General features: G+C 63.2%; 19 protein-coding genes. 14 read left to right on the top strand and 5 right to left on the bottom strand.

The genetic code is table 11. From position 1 onward, the window contains the following. The first annotated feature begins 50 nt into the window (after positions 1 to 50). Genes R1T45_RS16555 through R1T45_RS16545 form a run of 3 tightly spaced genes read left to right on the top strand, consistent with a single transcriptional unit; the run spans position 51 to position 2,610 of the window. Positions 51 to 1,094: an aldo/keto reductase gene (locus R1T45_RS16555; protein WP_317389631.1), complete on the top strand. Its 1,044-nt coding sequence runs from the start codon at positions 51 to 53 to the stop codon at positions 1,092 to 1,094. Next, a complete protein-coding gene (locus tag R1T45_RS16550) occupies positions 1,094 to 1,642 on the top strand; it encodes a lipocalin family protein (protein ID WP_317389630.1) in 549 nt (182 codons plus the stop codon). The genes R1T45_RS16555 and R1T45_RS16550 overlap by 1 nt, the downstream gene beginning before the upstream one ends. Positions 1,643 to 1,689: 47 nt before the next feature. Then, positions 1,690 to 2,610: a DMT family transporter gene (locus R1T45_RS16545; RefSeq protein WP_067937832.1), complete on the top strand. Its 921-nt coding sequence runs from the start codon at positions 1,690 to 1,692 to the stop codon at positions 2,608 to 2,610. On the opposite strand, the gene R1T45_RS16540 is transcribed toward R1T45_RS16545, so the two are convergent. Both R1T45_RS16540 and R1T45_RS16535 read right to left on the bottom strand, forming a co-directional pair. Next, on the bottom strand, positions 2,607 to 3,302 hold the full coding sequence (locus R1T45_RS16540) for an NUDIX hydrolase (RefSeq protein ID WP_317389629.1): 696 nt from the start codon (positions 3,300 to 3,302) through the stop codon (positions 2,607 to 2,609). The genes R1T45_RS16545 and R1T45_RS16540 overlap by 4 nt on opposite strands. Before the next feature lie 42 nt (positions 3,303 to 3,344). Then, on the bottom strand, positions 3,345 to 3,761 hold the full coding sequence (locus tag R1T45_RS16535; RefSeq protein WP_132446142.1) for a DUF983 domain-containing protein: 417 nt from the start codon (positions 3,759 to 3,761) through the stop codon (positions 3,345 to 3,347). Between the two features lie 219 nt (positions 3,762 to 3,980). On the opposite strand from R1T45_RS16535, the gene R1T45_RS16530 reads away from it, so the two are divergent. From R1T45_RS16530 to R1T45_RS16510, 5 genes are all read left to right on the top strand, one after another. Then, positions 3,981 to 4,583 carry a calcium sensor EFh gene (locus tag R1T45_RS16530; protein ID WP_317389628.1) on the top strand — a complete coding sequence of 201 codons (603 nt, stop codon included), beginning with the start codon at positions 3,981 to 3,983 and terminating at the stop codon, positions 4,581 to 4,583. Between the two features lie 46 nt (positions 4,584 to 4,629). Then, a complete protein-coding gene (locus R1T45_RS16525; RefSeq protein WP_067626641.1) occupies positions 4,630 to 5,226 on the top strand; it encodes an RNA polymerase sigma factor in 597 nt (198 codons plus the stop codon). Then, on the top strand, positions 5,219 to 5,608 hold the full coding sequence (locus R1T45_RS16520) for a hypothetical protein (RefSeq protein WP_317389627.1): 390 nt from the start codon (positions 5,219 to 5,221) through the stop codon (positions 5,606 to 5,608). Before R1T45_RS16525 ends, R1T45_RS16520 begins: the two co-directional genes overlap by 8 nt. Before the next feature lies 1 nt (position 5,609). Next, positions 5,610 to 6,128, top strand: coding sequence for a periplasmic heavy metal sensor (locus R1T45_RS16515; protein WP_317389626.1), 519 nt, complete (start codon positions 5,610 to 5,612; stop codon positions 6,126 to 6,128). Positions 6,129 to 6,253: 125 nt separating this feature from the next. Then, a complete protein-coding gene (locus R1T45_RS16510; protein WP_120350661.1) occupies positions 6,254 to 6,760 on the top strand; it encodes a hypothetical protein in 507 nt (168 codons plus the stop codon). On the opposite strand, the gene R1T45_RS16505 is transcribed toward R1T45_RS16510, so the two are convergent. From R1T45_RS16505 to R1T45_RS16495, 3 genes are read right to left on the bottom strand one after another with little or no spacing between them, the layout of a single operon-like run. Further along, positions 6,757 to 7,305, bottom strand: coding sequence for a TadE/TadG family type IV pilus assembly protein (locus R1T45_RS16505; RefSeq protein WP_120350662.1), 549 nt, complete (start codon positions 7,303 to 7,305; stop codon positions 6,757 to 6,759). The genes R1T45_RS16510 and R1T45_RS16505 overlap by 4 nt on opposite strands. Continuing rightward, positions 7,305 to 7,844 (bottom strand): TadE/TadG family type IV pilus assembly protein, encoded by a 540-nt coding sequence (locus R1T45_RS16500; protein WP_120350663.1) that lies wholly within the window; start codon positions 7,842 to 7,844, stop codon positions 7,305 to 7,307. The genes R1T45_RS16505 and R1T45_RS16500 overlap by 1 nt, the downstream gene beginning before the upstream one ends. Further along, on the bottom strand, positions 7,841 to 9,271 hold the full coding sequence (locus R1T45_RS16495) for a Tad domain-containing protein (protein ID WP_317389625.1): 1,431 nt from the start codon (positions 9,269 to 9,271) through the stop codon (positions 7,841 to 7,843). The genes R1T45_RS16500 and R1T45_RS16495 overlap by 4 nt, the downstream gene beginning before the upstream one ends. A 357-nt stretch (positions 9,272 to 9,628) precedes the next feature. On the opposite strand from R1T45_RS16495, the gene R1T45_RS16490 reads away from it, so the two are divergent. From R1T45_RS16490 to R1T45_RS16465, 6 genes are all read left to right on the top strand, one after another. Continuing rightward, the gene (locus R1T45_RS16490; RefSeq protein WP_120350664.1) at positions 9,629 to 11,059 is read left to right on the top strand and encodes a Glu/Leu/Phe/Val family dehydrogenase; all 1,431 of its coding nucleotides are present in this window, start codon (positions 9,629 to 9,631) and stop codon (positions 11,057 to 11,059) included. Between the two features lie 151 nt (positions 11,060 to 11,210). Continuing rightward, on the top strand, positions 11,211 to 12,464 hold the full coding sequence (locus R1T45_RS16485; RefSeq protein WP_317391114.1) for a sarcosine oxidase subunit beta family protein: 1,254 nt from the start codon (positions 11,211 to 11,213) through the stop codon (positions 12,462 to 12,464). 12 nt (positions 12,465 to 12,476) lie between these two features. After that, a complete protein-coding gene (locus R1T45_RS16480) occupies positions 12,477 to 12,749 on the top strand; it encodes a sarcosine oxidase subunit delta (RefSeq protein ID WP_317389624.1) in 273 nt (90 codons plus the stop codon). Continuing rightward, positions 12,746 to 15,682: a sarcosine oxidase subunit alpha family protein gene (locus R1T45_RS16475; RefSeq protein ID WP_317389623.1), complete on the top strand. Its 2,937-nt coding sequence runs from the start codon at positions 12,746 to 12,748 to the stop codon at positions 15,680 to 15,682. The genes R1T45_RS16480 and R1T45_RS16475 overlap by 4 nt, the downstream gene beginning before the upstream one ends. Continuing rightward, the gene (locus R1T45_RS16470; protein ID WP_317389622.1) at positions 15,675 to 16,211 is read left to right on the top strand and encodes a sarcosine oxidase subunit gamma; all 537 of its coding nucleotides are present in this window, start codon (positions 15,675 to 15,677) and stop codon (positions 16,209 to 16,211) included. The genes R1T45_RS16475 and R1T45_RS16470 overlap by 8 nt, the downstream gene beginning before the upstream one ends. A gap of 51 nt (positions 16,212 to 16,262) precedes the next feature. Continuing rightward, a complete protein-coding gene (locus R1T45_RS16465) occupies positions 16,263 to 16,571 on the top strand; it encodes a hypothetical protein (protein WP_259948929.1) in 309 nt (102 codons plus the stop codon). Positions 16,572 to 16,622: the final 51 nt, after the last annotated feature.

Genomic DNA, 16,622 nt, shown 5'->3' with positions numbered 1-16,622 from the left:
GGCCGGGCAGGCGGCTAGGTTGCGGGCAAATCACAAGCGAGGACCACAAGATGAAGATGAAAAAGCTCGGCTCAAGCGATATCGAGGTCTCGCATTTCTGTCTGGGCTCCATGACATGGGGCACCCAGAACACCGCCGAGGAAGGCCATGCGCAGATCGACCGCGCGCTGGAGGCCGGGATCAACTTTATCGACACGGCCGAGATGTATCCGGTGAACCCGATCAGCGCCGAGACGATTGGCCGGACAGAAGAGATCATCGGCCAGTGGTTTGCCCGCGACAACCGCCGCGATGATGTGGTCTTGGCCAGCAAACATTCCGGCGAGGGGATGCAACACGCCCGCAATGGTGCTCCGATTTCATCCGACACGATCCCCGGTGCCATCGAAGGGTCGCTGAAGCGGTTGCAGACGGATTACATCGACCTTTACCAATTTCACTGGCCGAACCGGGGCAGCTATATGTTCCGCAAGAATTGGACCTTTGACCCCTCAAGTCAGAACCGGGCCGAGACCATCACCCATATGGAAGACGCCCTCGGCGCGCTGCAGCGCGAGGTTGAGCGGGGCACGATCCGCGCCTTTGGTCTGAGCAACGAAAGCGCATGGGGGCTGACCCAATGGGCCGCCGTGGCCGAGCGCACGGGCGGGCCGCGCCCGATCTCGGTGCAGAACGAATATTCGCTGATGTGCCGTTTGGCCGATACCGATGTGTCGGAAACATGTGTGAACGAACAGATCGACATGCTGTCTTTCTCACCCCTCGCCGCAGGGCTGCTGACCGGGAAATATCAGGGTGGCAAAGTGCCCGCTGGATCGCGTCTGTCGCTGAACGAAGACCTGGGCGGCCGCGTCACACCCCGCGCCTTTGAGGCCGTTGCCGCCTACCTTGATGTGGCGCAGAAACACGGGATCGACCCGGTGCAGATGGCGCTGGCATGGTGCGCGACGCGGCCCTTCATGGGCTCGGTGATCTTTGGCGCGACCAGCCTTGAGCAGCTTGATGTGGCGCTCGGCGGGTCCGACCTGACCCTGAGCGATGAGGTGATGGCCGACCTTGATGCGGCGCATAAATCCCATCCGATGCCCTATTGATGGGCCGTTTCGCATCTTCTGGGGCGCGCCGTGTCGCTGTGCTGGTGTTGCTCGGCGCACTGGCCGCCTGCAACCGCAGCGCACCGCCGCCCGCGCAGACCGGCTTTCGCAATGCCGAGGCGCTGATCGGGGCCACCAGCCGCTATGACGCGGCGCGGTTTGGCGGCGATTGGCAGGTCCGGGCGGCCTTTCCCAATGATGCCAATCTGCGCGCGGTGACCTTCGCACCGCAGGGGCCAACGCTGTTCGAGCACCGCCAAGTCTGTCATGCTGCTGGAGCTTGCACCGACCGCCGTGACCTCTGGGCGCTGAGCGAAGAGGGGCCGGCGCGCTATACCATGCGCGCCGCCATGGGTGGGGCCGAGCGTGCGTTCTGGGTGCTTTGGGTCGATGAGGGGTTCCGCACCGCCGTCATCGGCAGCCCCGAGGGGGGGTACGGCTGGATCCTTGACCGTCAGGCGACAGGCGGCGAAGACCGGATCACCGCGGCGCAAGAGATTTTGGATTTCAACGGCTACAACCTCAGCGCGCTGCAAATGAGGCGCTGACCACGACGGCGCTGGCACTGCCGCCCGGCTTCGGCCTATAGGCTGTTATGGACAGTATTTTCGCGCCCGATCTGTGGATCCTCGTCACCCTTGCCGCCGCCACGTTTCAAACCGGGCGCTTCATGCTGCAAAAGCATTTGGCGACCGATACGCTGTCGGCGGGCGGGGCGACGTTTTCGCGGTTTCTCTACTCCGCGCCCTTTATCGCGCTGCTGTTGCCGCTCTATCTGGGCCTTAGCGGGCAGGCGCTGCCGGCGCTAGGGCCGGGGTTCTGGCTGTACGGTGCGATGGGCGGCACGGCGCAGATCATGGCGACGGTCTGTGTGGTGCTGCTGTTCAAGCAACGCAATTTTGCCGTCGGCATCACCTTTAAGAAGACCGAAGTGATCCAGACCGTGCTGATGGGCTGGATCGTGCTGGGCGAAGGTGTCTCGGGCGCGGGGTTTTCCGCCATTGCGCTTGGCGTGGTGGGGCTGCTGCTTCTGTCCGGCGGGGCCGAGGCCAAGGGGCTGCGGTTGGCCGATCTGCGCAACCGCGCGGCGGGGCTGGGGATTGCTTCGGGTTTTTTGTTCGCCATCTCGGCGGTCTGCTATCGCGGCGCGTCGCTGGCCGTGGTCTCTGACGATCCGCTGCTGCGCGCGGGCGTGACGCTGGCGGCGGTGGTGCTGATGCAGACGCTGATCATGGCCGTTTGGCTGCGGCTGCGCGAACCGGGACAGATGCGCCGGGTTTGGGCGGCGCGGCGGGTGGCGGTCTGGATTGGGCTGACCTCGATGGGTGGCTCGCTGTGCTGGTTCATCGCCTTCACCCTGCAAAACGCGGCCTATGTGAAGGCTTTGGGGCAGGTGGAGTTGATGCTGAGCATCGCCGCCTCAACTCTGTTTTTCCGCGAAAGGATCTCGCGCCGGGAATGGGCGGGGATGGCCGTGCTGGCGCTGTCGATCCTGGCGCTGGTGCTGGCGACTTAGCCCGTCATCGGGCGGCCATGCAGACGCAGGAACAGGCTCTCTTCGTCGTTGTTTTTGAAAAACGGGACCGAGGCGGGCGGATTGGTATCGCGCGCGCGGGCGGCGACTTCGGCCAGCACGACCTCGGTGATGAAGGGCATGTCAAACGACCGCGCCCGGCTGAGCGGCACCCATTGCAGATGCGAAAGCTCATCACAGGCGGCATCGAAATCATCCGGATCGCTGGCGATGTCTTCGGCGTCGACCAAAAAGAACCGCGCATCAAAGCGGCGCGGACGGCCCGGAGGTGTCAGCGCGCGAAACACGAATTGCAGGGCAGAGGCGTCGGGCAAGTGCCCCGTAGCGGCAAAGGTCTGCCAATCGGCGGGCACGTCGCCCTCCCACGCGCCCTTGCGGCCCAGCACCAGACCGGTCTCCTCCCACAACTCACGAATGGCGGCGACGGCGATGGCATGGGCCAAGGACGGTTCGGCGTCATCGCAAAGCCTGCCGTGACAGAGCGCGTTCACCGGCGCGACCAGCGGCACCTGCGCATCGGTCGCATCGACTGCACCGCCGGGAAAAACGAATTTATTGGGCATGAATGCCGCCTTGGCCCCACGTTGCCCCATCAGGATATGCGGGGTCACATGGCGGTCGCGCAGCACGATCACCGTGGCGGCGTTGCGGATTTTGGTCTTGTCGATGGTCATGCGGCGATGCTCCGGCGGTCAGGGGCCGAAGGGCGGGCCGCGCTAGGTGGTGCCGCCGAAGCCGCCCATCCTTTTGGCCCATTGAAAGCCGATCATGGCCCCCTTCAGTCTGGGCAGAAGGTAGAGGGACAGCGCCGTGCAGCCAACCGCAAAAATGGTGAACAGGGTCAAAGGCTCGGGCCGCCAGACGACGAAAGCGATGTGCAGCCCCGGTGCCAGCAGGTGACCGACCAGCAGAATGGTCAGATAGGCCGGGCCGTCATCGGCGCGGTGGTGGTGGAACTCTTGGCGGCAGACGGCGCAGTCGTCATTCACCTTAAGATAGCCGTGCAACAACTGCCCGCCCCCGCAAGAGGGGCATTTGCCACGCCAGCCGCGCAGCATGGCGGGCAGGCGAGGCCGCTCTTCGCTGTCTTGCGTCTCGGCAGTGTCGGGGGCCAATTGCTGTGTCTGTGACATGGGGGCGATCCTTTGGTTGAGGGGTAGATGCAGGCTGGGGCGTGAAATGAAAAGACTTGAGGACGCCGTTGCGGCGCCATGTCGCGCAGGGGGCGGGGCTTTGCCGATTTTTTGAAAAAACTTCGGGTTCGAGCGACGGAAGTTCTGGCGCCAGCCGTTTGACCCTGTGATCGCGGCGCAAAAGCGTGAGACGATCTTTAAAAAACGAGGAGTATCAAGATGACCATTCGTACCAATATGAAGATCGCAGCCCTCAGCGGATTGTTGGCCATCGGTGCCGTCGCCGCCACCGCGCAGCCAAGCGGGCAGGACCGGTTCCAGCAGCTTGACGCTGACGGCAACGGCGAGATCACACAGGCAGAGTTTCAAGCCCACGCCGAGGCGCGTTTCGCCAAGGTTGATGCCGATGGCGACGGTTTCGTGACTGGCGAAGAGTTGAAAGCCGCAGGCGAGGCACGCAAGGCCGAGCGTTCGGCCGAGATGCTGGAGCGGTTCGACACCGACGGCAACGGCAGCCTTGATGCCTCTGAACTGGAAGCCATGGGTGACAAACGCGGTGACAAGCGCGACGGCAAAAAGGACGGCAAGCGCGGTCACAAAGGCGGCGAGCGCATGATCGAGCGTATGGACGCCAATGACGACGGCAAGCTGTCGATGGAAGAGATGACGCAGCGCCACGACCCCGCCAAGATGTTCGAGCGTCTGGACAAGGACGAAAACGGCAGCATCAGCGCCGAAGAGTTCGAAGCGGCGAAGAAAATGCATGGCAAGCGCCACGGCAAGGGCCAGAAGATGGACCATGACAAGCCGCAGCGCGACTAAATGATGCGTCGGGCGCGCTTGATCATGGCGCGCCCGGGCCTTAGCGATGGACGGGATGCAGGATTTGTCCGACGAGCAGCACGATGCGGATGCCGAGTTGTTGCAGCGCTACGCCAGCGGCGATGCGGCGGCGGCGCGGCTGTTGACGGCCCGGCTGGTGCCGCGCATTCACGGCCATGCGCTGCGGGTGCTCGGCGACCGTGCCGAGGCAGAGGATGTGGCCCAAGAAGCGATGCTGCGGCTGTGGCGTCAGGCGCCAAAGTGGCGCGCAGGTGAGGCCAAGGTCACCACATGGCTTTATCGCGTCGTGGCCAACCTTTGCACTGACCGTCTGCGCCGTCGTGGCGCGGGGGCGGCAGGGCTTGATGACGTGGCCGAGCCGGTCGATCCGACGCCGGGTGCCGCACAGAAGATGCAGCAGGCCGCCCGTGTGGATGCGCTGCAACAGGCGCTGGCCAGCCTGCCCGACCGGCAGCGTCAGGCGGTGGTGCTGCGCCACATTGACGGTATGGCAAACCCCGAAATTGCCGAAGTCTTGGGCATTGGGGTCGAAGCGGTGGAGAGCCTGACCGCACGGGGCAAACGGGCGTTGGCCGCGCAGCTATCTGCGCAACGGGACGCATTGGGGTTTGAAAATGAATGACTTTGACGACGCATTAAGTGATGGGGCATTGAGTGACGCCGCACTGGAAAATTTCTTTGCCGCAGCCCGGGCTACTCCGCCACAGGTCTCTGCCGATCTGCAAGCGCGGGTTCTGGCCGATGCCGAAGCGCATATGCCCAAAGCAGCGCGCCAGCCGTGGCACCAAGCACTTTGGCAGCTTTTGGGTGGTGCGGCGGGGCTAAGCGGTCTTGCCACTGCCGCGGCGGTTGGGATTTGGGTCGGCGTCGCCCCGCCCGAGGGCATGCCGGATCTCGCCGGACAATTCGTCTCTGGCACATGGACGGCCGAGACATTGGACACGGGCGAAGCCGATACAGGCACAGAACTGGGTGGTTTTGGCTGGGACATGGAGGAAAGTTGAGATGACACAGGTTCCCACACCACGGCGCAGGCGACTGATGCGCTTGGCGCTTGGTCTGTCGCTGGCGCTGAACGTGATGATCCTCGGCGCGCTTGGCGGTGCGATGTGGCGTCATGGCGGGCCGGGGCCGCGCGGCGATGGCGATCTGCCGGGGCTGCGCAGCTATGCTTCGCCCTATGTGCAGGCGCTGCCGCCCGAAGCGCGGCGCGATCTGCACGGCAAGATGCGCAGCAGCGGCAAGGCGCATCACCTCGACCGGGCGGCACGGCGCGCGCTTTATGACGAGATGCTTGCCGCGCTGCGGGCAGAGCCGTTTCAGGCGGATGTGGCCGCGGCGGTGCTCGCCGCGCAAGGAGAGGCTGCGGCCAGTGTTCAAACCGTGGCCCATAACGCATGGCTGGCCGAGGTCAGCGCGATGGATGCCGCCGCCCGCAAAGCCTATGCCGACAAGCTGCAAGAGCGGTTGCAAGCCGGGCACGCCCGCAAAAAAGACAAGCGCGAGGGCAAGGCTGAGCGTTAATCGGGCAGGGCGCCCCCGGGCGCGCGGTCTTGCCCTTTGCGGGGCGGCGGGCTAGGCCGAGGGCGAATGAAATCGGCAGGCGGCGGCAGGCGTGCGGCCCCATTGCCCCTCAGAAAGCCCGGCCGATGACCGATACCCCCCAGACGATGCACAGCGGCGCGGAAACCGTGCTGGCCAGGGCCAAAGCCTCTCCCGCGCGGCGCGGGGTGGGGCTTTTGTCGCTGGCGGGGCTGGGGCTGTTGCTGATCTATTCCGCGCTCACCCGTTCGCCCGATCCGGGGTGGCAGATCGCGCTGGCGCTGGTGGGGCTGGGCTTCATCGGCATTGCCGAATTGATGCGCCGCTCAACCGCCAGCGGCGTGGAACTCACCAATGAGGCGCTGCGCGATGCCGATGGCCGGGTGATCGTCCGCATCGACGAAATCGCCCGCATTGATCAGGGGGCTTTCGCGGTCAAACCCTCAAACGGTTTCCTGCTCAAGACCAACCGCCGCGTGGCGCGGGGCTGGCGCTTGGGCCTGTGGTGGAGCCTTGGCCGCCGTATTGGTGTTGGTGGCATGACCCCGGCCAACGAGACCAAGCTGATCGCCGAGATCATCCGCGCCAAACTGGCCGAGCGTGACGCGGCTTAACCGTCTGACCAGACCGTGCGCGGCGCATAGCGCGGACGGGTGAAGACGAAGTTATAGATATCGCGGCGCTCGAGCCCGGTTTTGAACAGTGGCTCGAAATCGCGCCATGTCTCGACCAAGGTGACACGTTCGTTGTTGGGCATCACCGGCAGCTTGTCGTGCCAATTGCGCACGTCATCGCTGGTCAGAGGGGTGGGGGTGCCGCGCACCTGCGACCAATCCGTATGGTAGCGGTTGTTGGCCTCATCATACCAAATCGAGCTGACCCGCATGTCGGTTTGCCCTGTGCCACGGGTGAGATATTCGAAAAGTTGCTGCATTCCTTGCAGGTAGTCTGGGTCAATCGCCTGCGTCTCCCGCGAGATGGCATCGCCCACGGTATAGGCCGCCGTCTGGTTGAGGTTATACATGCGGAAGGTGTCAAAGGTCGAATACATGGCCAGATAGGCCCAGAACATCAACGGCAGCATGATCACCGTTTCAACGGCGATCGAGCCGTCTTCGCGCCCTTTGAACCGGGCCAGCAGAGAGATGAGCGTACGCATCAGTTCGGCTCCTGTACGAAGGCCGCGCTGGAGACCATGGAAACACGGCCCGCGCCGTCTTTCTCAAGGGCATAGCCAAGGCCGGTGGTCGGAAAGAAGGGTTTAAACCGGGCACAGGCGCGCAGCAGCATCAACTGATGCTCGACCCCGAGGGTCCAGCCGCGCACCGGTTTGGGGTCTTCGGAGGTGTCGACGCAATCGGGTGACTGATCGAAACTTGCAAAATTGCGCGGATCCACTTGGATCATCTCAAGACGCAGGACTTCGCTGCAGTCTTCCAAGTAGATCGCCGATTCACAGATTTTGTCCTTGATGGTTTGATGCGTCATCGGTGTGTTGGTGTTTAGCCGGACATAGCGCACCGTCATGTCCAAGCCCCGATCAAGGAGCATGTGGCGGATGGCGTAAAAGCTCATTTCGACCGACATAAGCAGACAGCCAAACAGCAGCGGCGACAGGATGGCGAATTCTATCAGCATCGCCGATCCATCCTCATCGCCGCGAAACCGGCGCCATGCTTTGATGCTGCGTTGTATCATTGCGTCAGCCTCAACTGGTTGATTTGCCGGGCGATGGCCTCAAAGGCGCTGACGATCTCGACCCCTTCGACGCGGAAGAAATGGCTGTCGGAAGAGGCGCAGTTTTTCATGACCGACGCGCCATGGTCGGTCACCTCAAAGCCGATCGACCAGATCACGATGCCCTTGGCCTTGGCCGCGTCGCAGATGTTGTCCAACAGGGCGTCGGCCCGCGAGGCGGTGTATTTGGTGTAATACCAGCGGTATTGCTCGCTTGAGCGGACATTGCGGTTGAGCCACCAATAAAAGGGGTAATCGCTCCAGTGGCGGTAGTGGTCCATGTTGGCATAGACCTGCGGGTTGATCCGGCGGGTGGTCACGTTCACGCCGTCAGTCATCAGGATCACTGTCTTAAGCGTCTCGATATCATCATAGGCCGCAGGGCGATCTTGAAATGCAGCCTCGCCACCCGTGGCCTGGTTGATCGCCCGGAAGGACGGGTCGAGCAGGGCCACGCCCCATTTCATCCCCAGATGGATGGCAGTATTCGCGCGGGGCTGGAAATTTGAGATACGGGCCTTCAGCGCGGCGGCGTTCTGCGAGAAGGCGGCCACCTCTTCATAGCTTTGTTTCGGGCAGCCGGGATTATAGATGTTGTCATAGCGCCCGGTGTTCTCGCGGTCATAGCCGTTCCAGCTATATCCCGCCTCGAAATGCTGCATATGCTCATAGCTGCGGGTCTGGCTGATGGCGGTGAGATCAAATTCGCTGTCGTCAAAATCAACGCAGTGCGAAAAGGAGTGCAGTTGGGTGACGTTCAGCTCATTCATGATGTCCTGCCCGACGTTCACCTGCGCGGTATAGGGCACCACCGAGATTGAGATCAGGTCGGCGTTCTCGGGTTTGATCACCGTGTCGATGAAGGCATCGCTTGCATCGTGTAGGTTGGCCATTTTGCCGTTCTCCCGCATGGAGCCGGAGATATCGAGCACCATGGAAATCTCGACCTTGTTCACCTTTTCCTCGGCTTGGGATTTGGCGGGGACCCGCAGGTTGTCTTGGCCGAATTTGCTCATGAACATGGTGTTCAGGGTATGGGAGGCATCGACCGTGACGCGGCGGTAGTTCAGCCCTTCTTCGACCGTGACGCTTGAGACATATTCGGCCAGCCCTGCCTTGTCGAAATAGTCGCGGGCCACAGCTTCGGGGCTGAGCGTCTGATCAAGGTCAGCTGCCGCCAGCACGGCGCGGTCGGCCACGGCCTGCACCCGAGAGCGTTCACGTTCATGGCGCATCAGGTCCACCCCGACACCGCCCAAAAGGATCATCAACAGGATCATCAGAATGGCGAAAAGCGTGACCAACCCGTCTTCTTCCCGCGCAAAACGCCGAAGCAGCGCGGGCAGGGGCCGCGGGGAACGTTCCGAACTGTGAGATGTCTTGCGCATCGTCATCAACCTTTCTTCCTGTGGCGTCCTGCGGGCACCAAAGGGAATGGGCGGCATTTGCCTTGCCCTTGTTGTGCTGTGGGAAAGTGTCCAGAGTTTGGCGCATCTGGGGCAATAGGCAGCGTTCCGGGCAGGTTTTCATGGAAATGACCCACCTAGCGCCGGCTGATTTCCACCGAACGGGGAGGGCGTGTTTCCCGGCCCTACCCAGGGTTGATAAAGTTTTGCAATTCGCGCTGAATTAGGTCGCACCCCGTCATGAGGCGTCCTACGGTGCGGCAGCATGCCCCTAGGGCAGCCAGATGAGTCGCGCCCCGCAACAGAGGTAACGCGGCCAGACAAGAAGAGGAGAGACCGATGAATCCAGCCAATGAGCCGAGTTTCCGCGACAGTGTGGACCTGATGTTCAACCGCGCGGTCGCGCTGATGGATTTGCCACCCGGTCTTGAAGAGAAAATCCGCGTCTGTAACGCCACCTACACGGTGCGTTTCGGCGTCCGCCTGCGGGGCCGTATGCATACTTTCACCGGCTACCGCTCGGTGCATTCGGAACATATGGAGCCTGTGAAGGGCGGCATCCGCTACTCCATGGCCGTGAACCAGAACGAGGTCGAAGCGCTGGCGGCGCTGATGACCTATAAATGCGCCTTGGTCGAAGCGCCCTTTGGCGGGTCCAAGGGCGGGCTTTGCATTGATCCGCGCGACTACGACGAGCATGAGCTAGAGTTGATCACCCGGCGTTTTGCCTATGAGCTGATCAAACGCGACATGATTAACCCCGCGCAGAACGTGCCCGCCCCCGACATGGGCACTGGCGAGCGTGAGATGGCGTGGATCGCGGATCAGTACAAACGCATGAACACCACCGACATCAACGGTGTCGCCTGTGTCACTGGCAAGCCGATCAACGCGGGCGGCATCCAAGGCCGGACCGAGGCGACGGGCCGGGGCGTGCAATATGCGTTGCAAGCCTTCTTCCGTGATCCCGAGGGGCTGAAGAAAGCCGGTCTGAGCGGTAAGCTTGAGGGCAAGCGGGTCATCATTCAGGGTCTCGGCAATGTGGGCTATCACGCCGCCAAGTTCCTGAGCGAAGAGGATGGCGCAAAGATCACCGCGATCATCGAACGCGATGGCGCGCTGCACAGCGAAGACGGGCTGAACGTCGAAGCCGTGCACAAGTGGATCGAAAAGCACGGCAGCATCAAAGGCTACGCCGATGCGAAGTTTGAGGAAGATGGCGCCAAGTTTTTGGAAGCAGAATGCGATATCTTGATCCCTGCCGCGCTTGAAGGTGTCATCAACCTCAGCAATGCCGAGCGTATCCAAGCGCCGCTGATCATCGAGGCCGCCAACGGCCCTGTGACCGCCGGGGCGGATGAGGTGCTGCGCAAGAAGGGCACGGTCATCGTGCCGGATATGTATGCCAACGCGGGCGGTGTGACGGTCTCGTACTTCGAGTGGGTCAAGAACCTTAGCCACATCCGCTTTGGCCGTATGCAGCGCCGCGCCGAGGAATCGCGTCACCAACTGGTGGTGGACGAGCTTGAGCGGCTGAGCGCGGACAAGCAACTGGGTTGGACGCTGAGCCCGAACTTCAAAGAGAAGTACCTGCGCGGCGCGGGCGAGTTGGAGCTGGTCCGCTCTGGCTTGGACGACACGATGCGCACGGCCTATGAGGCGATGGCGCATGTCTGGCACAGCCGCGACGACGTCGATGACCTGCGCACGGCCGCCTATCTGGTCTCGATTGAAAAGGTCGCGGCCAGCTATCACGCCAAAGGGCTTTGAGGGGGCGTATCTCCCCTTAAGTGAACGAAAAAGGGGCGCAGTGCGCCCCCTTTTTGCTGACCGGGCCCACGATGGGGGCAGAGGGCGTTTTCGGTCATTGATACTTGCGCCCCAAGTTGCTTGACTGCGGCAAGACCGGGGGAGGCGAATGATGCGATTTTCAGGACTGCGGGTGTTGCGCGAAGGTTTGACCGGCAATCGCGGTTGGACAGCGCAATGGCGCGATCCAGAGCCGCAGGCGGAATATGACGCCATCATCATCGGCGGCGGCGGCCATGGGCTGAGCACGGCCTATTACCTCGCCAAAAACCACGGGATGACCAATATCGCGGTGCTTGAGAAAGGCTATCTGGGCGGCGGCAACGTGGGGCGCAACACCACGATTGTGCGGGGCAATTACTTTTTGCCGGGCAATTCCGAGTTCTACAGCCATTCGCTGAAGCTCTGGGAAGGGCTGTCGGAGGAATTGAACTACAACGTCATGTTCAGCCAACGCGGGGTGATCACGCTGTTTCACTCCGACGCACAGCGCGACGCCTCGGCCCGGCGCGGCAATGCGATGATCAACCAAGGCGACGACGCGGAACTCTTGGGCCGCGACGACTTGCGAAAATTGCTGCCTTATCTGGACTGCGACAACGGCCGTTTTCCCATCCATGGCGGGTTGCTGCACCGGCGCGGCGGCACCGCGCGGCATGATGCGGTGGCATGGGGCTATGCGCGCGGCGCGGACCAGCGCGGCGTCGATCTGATCCAGCAATGCGAGGTCACCGGCATCGACATCGAGAATGGCAAGGTGCGCGGCGTAGAGACCACGCGCGGGCCGATCCGGGCCAAGAAGGTGGCGATTGTGACAGCGGGGCGCTCGGGCCAAGTCGCCGCGATGGCCGGGATGCGCCTGCCGATTGAGAGCCATGTATTGCAAGCCTTCGTTACCGAGGGGCTGAAGCCGGTGATCGACCATGTGGTGAGCTTCGGCATGGGGCATTTCTATATCAGCCAGTCCGACAAGGGCGGATTGGTCTTTGGCGGCGATCTGGATTTCTATGCCTCCTACGCGCAGCGCGGCAATATGCCGATGATGGAACATGTGATGGAGGCGGGGATGACCCTGATGCCGATGCTCGGCAAGGCCCGTGTGCTGCGTTCTTGGGGTGGGATCATGGACATGACCCCCGATGGCAGCCCGATCATCGACAAGACTGATACGCAAGGTTTGTTCATCGATTGCGGCTGGTGTTACGGCGGCTTCAAGGCGGTGCCGGCCTCGGGCTACGCGCTGGCGCATCTGATGGCCACCGGGCAACACCATGAGACGGCGGCGGGCCTTAGGCTCGACCGTTTCCGCTCGGGCGAAGGTCTGATGGATGAAGAGGCCACCGGGTCTCAGCACAACTTGCATTGAGGGAGGGCGACCATGCGGATTGAATGCCCCATTTGCGGCAGCCGGGACCGGCGAGAGTTCTATTATCGCGGCGACGCCATCGCCTTGGCGCGGCCTGCACCCGAGGCCGGGGATGATGTCTGGGACGCCTACCTTCACCTGCGCGACAACCCAGCAGGGCAGACGCGCGACCTGTGGCAGCATGAGACTGGCTGCGGCGCGTGGCTGGTCGTCACCCGCGATACGGTGACCCATGTGGTGCAGGCCGTGGAGCTGGCATCGGATGTGAAAAGGGCCATGGCATGAGGAGCGCAGGGCGCGGATTGATTGACCGGGACAAGCCGGTCAGATTCACCTTTGACGGCCGGCGCTATGACGGCTTTGCGGGCGATACGGTCGCCTCGGCCATGCTGGCGAACGGGCAGCGGCTGATGGGGCGGTCGTTCAAATACCACCGCCCGCGCGGGGTGCTCAGCGCGGGCAGCGAAGAGCCGAACGCGCTGGTGACCACAGGTGTCGGTCCCGCGTCAGAGCCTAACGTTCGCGCCACGATGCAAGAGATTTACGAGGGGCTTGCGGTGCGCAGCCAGAACGCTTGGCCGAGCCTCGATTTTGATCTGATGGCGGTAAACGACCTTGGCGCGCCCTTTCTGGGGGCGGGGTTCTATTACAAGACCTTCATGTGGCCGCGTCGGTTCTGGCGACATGTCTACGAGCCAGTGATCCGCCGCGCAGCTGGGCTGGGGCGGCTGAGCGGTCAACCCAATGCCGATGCCTATGAGAAAGCCTATGCCTTTTGCGACCTATTGGTCATCGGCGCGGGGCCGGCGGGGTTGATGGCGGCGCTGACGGCTGCGCGGGCTGGGGCCGATGTGATCCTCGCCGACGAAGACGCGCTGATGGGCGGGCGGCTCAATGCCGAGAACGAGAGTATCGGTGGCCAACCGGGTCACACATGGGCAGCGGGAATGGTGGCGGAACTGGCCGCGATGGAGAACGTCCGCCTGATGCCGCGCACGACGGTCACCGGGGCCTATGACGGCGGCATGTTCGGCGCGCTCGAACGGGTCAACCAACACCGCGCGCGGCGCGGCGAGGGTGCGCCGCTGGAATGTTTCTGGCGCATCGCGGCCAAGCAATCGATCCTTGCGGCAGGCGCGTTAGAGCGCCCCGTGGCCTTCGCCAACAACGACCGCCCCGGCATCATGACGGCAGGCGCGGTGCGGGCCTATCTCAACCGTTGGGGCGTGGCACCGGGCAAGCAAGTGGCGGTCTTTGGCAACAACGACGACGCCCACCGCACAGCGCGCGATCTGGCAGCGGCGGGGGTGCATGTGGCTGCATTGATCGACAGCCGCGAGGGGGGCAGCATTGAAGGCGCGGATTTTCCGGTGCTGCGCGGTGCCGTGGTCTGCAACGCTTCGGGCCGCAAGGAATTGGAGGCCGTGACCATCCGCACAGCGGGCGGAGAGCACAAGATACAGGCTGACTGTCTGGCCATGTCGGGGGGCTGGAATCCTTCGGTGCATCTGACCTGTCATCTGGGCGGGCGACCGACGTGGGAGCCCGATATTCACGCCTTCGTCCCAACCCCCGGCGCTGTGCCGGGGATGCATGTGGCGGGGGCCTGCAACGGCACCTTCTCGACCCACGGCTGCCTTGCCGCGGGTGTGGCCGCGGCCGGGGACGCGCTGGAGGCGCTGGGCTGCAAAGCAGAGGCCGTGGACCTGCCGCAGGCCGATGATGCGCCATACACTCTCAAACCCCTCTGGGCGGTGCCGGGCAAGGGCCGGGCGTGGCTCGATTTTCAGAACGATGTCTGTGTGAAAGACGTGCAGCAGGCGGCGGCAGAAAACTTCCGCTCGGTCGAGCATATGAAGCGCTACACGACCCAAGGCATGGCACCCGATCAGGGTAAAAACTCAAACGTTGCGGCGCTGGCGGTGCTGGCCGATGCCACGGGGCGCGGCATTGCCGAGACGGGCACGACCACCTTCCGCCCGCCCTATACTCCGGTTGCGATTGCAGCGATGGGCGCGGGCGGGCAGGGCAAGGGCTTTGCGCCCGAGCGGCTGACCACCAGCCATGCGGCCAGCCTTGCCATGAACGCCCCGATGGTGGAGGCGGGGCTGTGGTATCGCCCCAGCTATTTCCCGCGCGGGCAGGAACGCAACTGGCGGCAGTCCTGTGACCGGGAGGTCGGTTTTGTGCGCAACACGGTTGGGGTCTGCGATGTCTCGACCTTGGGCAAGATCGACATTCAAGGGCCGGATTCGGCCAAGCTGCTCGATCTGGTTTATACGAATAAGTTCAGCACCTTGAAGGTCGGCAAAGTGCGCTACGGGTTGATGCTGCGCGAGGATGGTTTCGTCATGGACGACGGCACCTGCGCGCGGTTGGGGGAGACGCATTACCTGATGACCACCACCACCGGCGCTGCCGGTGAGGTGATGCGCCATCTGGAATTCGTGACGCAATGTCTGCATCCCGAATGGCAGGTGCATCTGTCTTCGGTCACCGAACAATGGGCCCAATTCGCCGTGGCGGGGCCGAAGTCTCGTGAATTGCTGAATGGGCTGCTGGGGCAGCCGATCGACAATGACAGCTTTCCCTTCATGGCCTGTGGTGACGTGTGGCTCGGCGGTGTCGCGGCGCGGCTGTTCCGCATCTCTTTCTCTGGCGAACATGCCTATGAAATCGCGGTGCCCGCGCGCTATGGCGCGGCGCTGTTCGATCTGCTGGTCGCGCGGGCCGAGGCGCTGGAGGGCGGCGCCTACGGGATGGAGGCGCTCAACGTGTTGCGGTTGGAAAAGGGCCATATCACCCATGCAGAGATCGACGGCCGCGCCACGGCGGAGGATATCGGCATGGGGCGGATGCTGTCGGACGCCAAGGATTGCATCGGCAAGACCATGTCCGAACGCCCCGGCCTGCGCGATCCGGAGCGGGGGCAGTTGGTGGGGCTGCGGCCCGTGGGCGCGGTGAAGCAGTTGACGGCGGGGGCGTTTTTGTTTGAGGCCGGGGCCGAGGCGCGCCGCGAGAATGCGCAGGGGCATACGACCTCGGTCGGCTTTTCGCCGGATATCGGCACCTTTATCGGGCTGGGTTTTGTCACGCGGGGCCGTCAGCGGCACGGAGAGGTGATGCGCATGGTCGACCATCTGCGCGAAATCGAGGCGGAGGTGGAGATCTGCGCCCCAGTCTTTGTCGACCCCGAAGGAGGGCGCGCCCGTGGTTGAGTTGAAAGCACAAACGCCCTTTGGCGACCTGCTCCCGTTAAAGATTGGCGGCATGACGGTGGCGGCCTGTGACATGGGTCAGTTGACCGTCCTGGGCGCTTTCGATCGTGCGGGCCTGTCAGAGGCGCTTGAGGCGACCCATGGCCTCGCCTTGCCTGACCCGCTACGCAGCACCGCAAAAGGCGATGCCCGCTGCCTGTGGTTTGGTCGGGATGAAGTGCTGCTCGTCGGTGTTGCGCCGGGCGAGGCGCTGACGAAACATGCGGCCCTCGTCGATGTCTCAGACGGATGGGCGGTGGCGGAATTGCAGGGGCCGGGGGCCGAGGATGTGCTGGCGCGATTGGCTCCGGTGGATCTGCGCGATGCGGCGTTCAAATCCGGCCAGACCCTACGCAGCCAGTTGCGCGACATGCCCGTTTCGATCACCCGCACCGACACCGGTTTTCTGCTGATGGTCTATCGGTCGATGGCCGCCACTTTGGTGCAGGAGTTGCGCCGCGCTATGGAAGCGGTGGCATCGCGGCGCTAGGTTGTCCGGCGGGGGCCCGAATCCCCGTTTGGCAAACAACGGAGCATAGACATGAACAAAACGATTTTCGCCGCTTTGGCCGCGATCAGCATGGCGGTCTCGGGCCCGGCGCTGGCAGCCTCGAAAAAAGAAGACAGCTGTATGCATCAGGCCGCCGTGGTCGCCGCCGTGCAGCAGGCGCGGCTTGATCGCGTGAAGGAACGCGAAGTGCCTGCCGCCGTGAAGGCCAAGGCGACATGGCCCGAGAGCTTTAACACTGCGATCCCGCTGGTGACCCCTTGGGTTTATGAGATGAAAATGCGCGACGTGAAAAAGAACGATCTCTCCGCCGCGTGGAAAGAAATGTGCCTCGCGCAGTAAGCTAACAAACACCATGCCGGGCAGGGGCGCTGCCCGGCATGGAAAGGCGCT

This window comes from Sulfitobacter sp. LC.270.F.C4 (assembly GCF_032922545.1).
Classification (GTDB): domain Bacteria; phylum Pseudomonadota; class Alphaproteobacteria; order Rhodobacterales; family Rhodobacteraceae; genus Sulfitobacter; species Sulfitobacter profundi.
The sequence above is the reverse complement of the archived record's forward strand: the minus strand, read 5'-3'. Positions and strand labels throughout refer to the sequence as shown.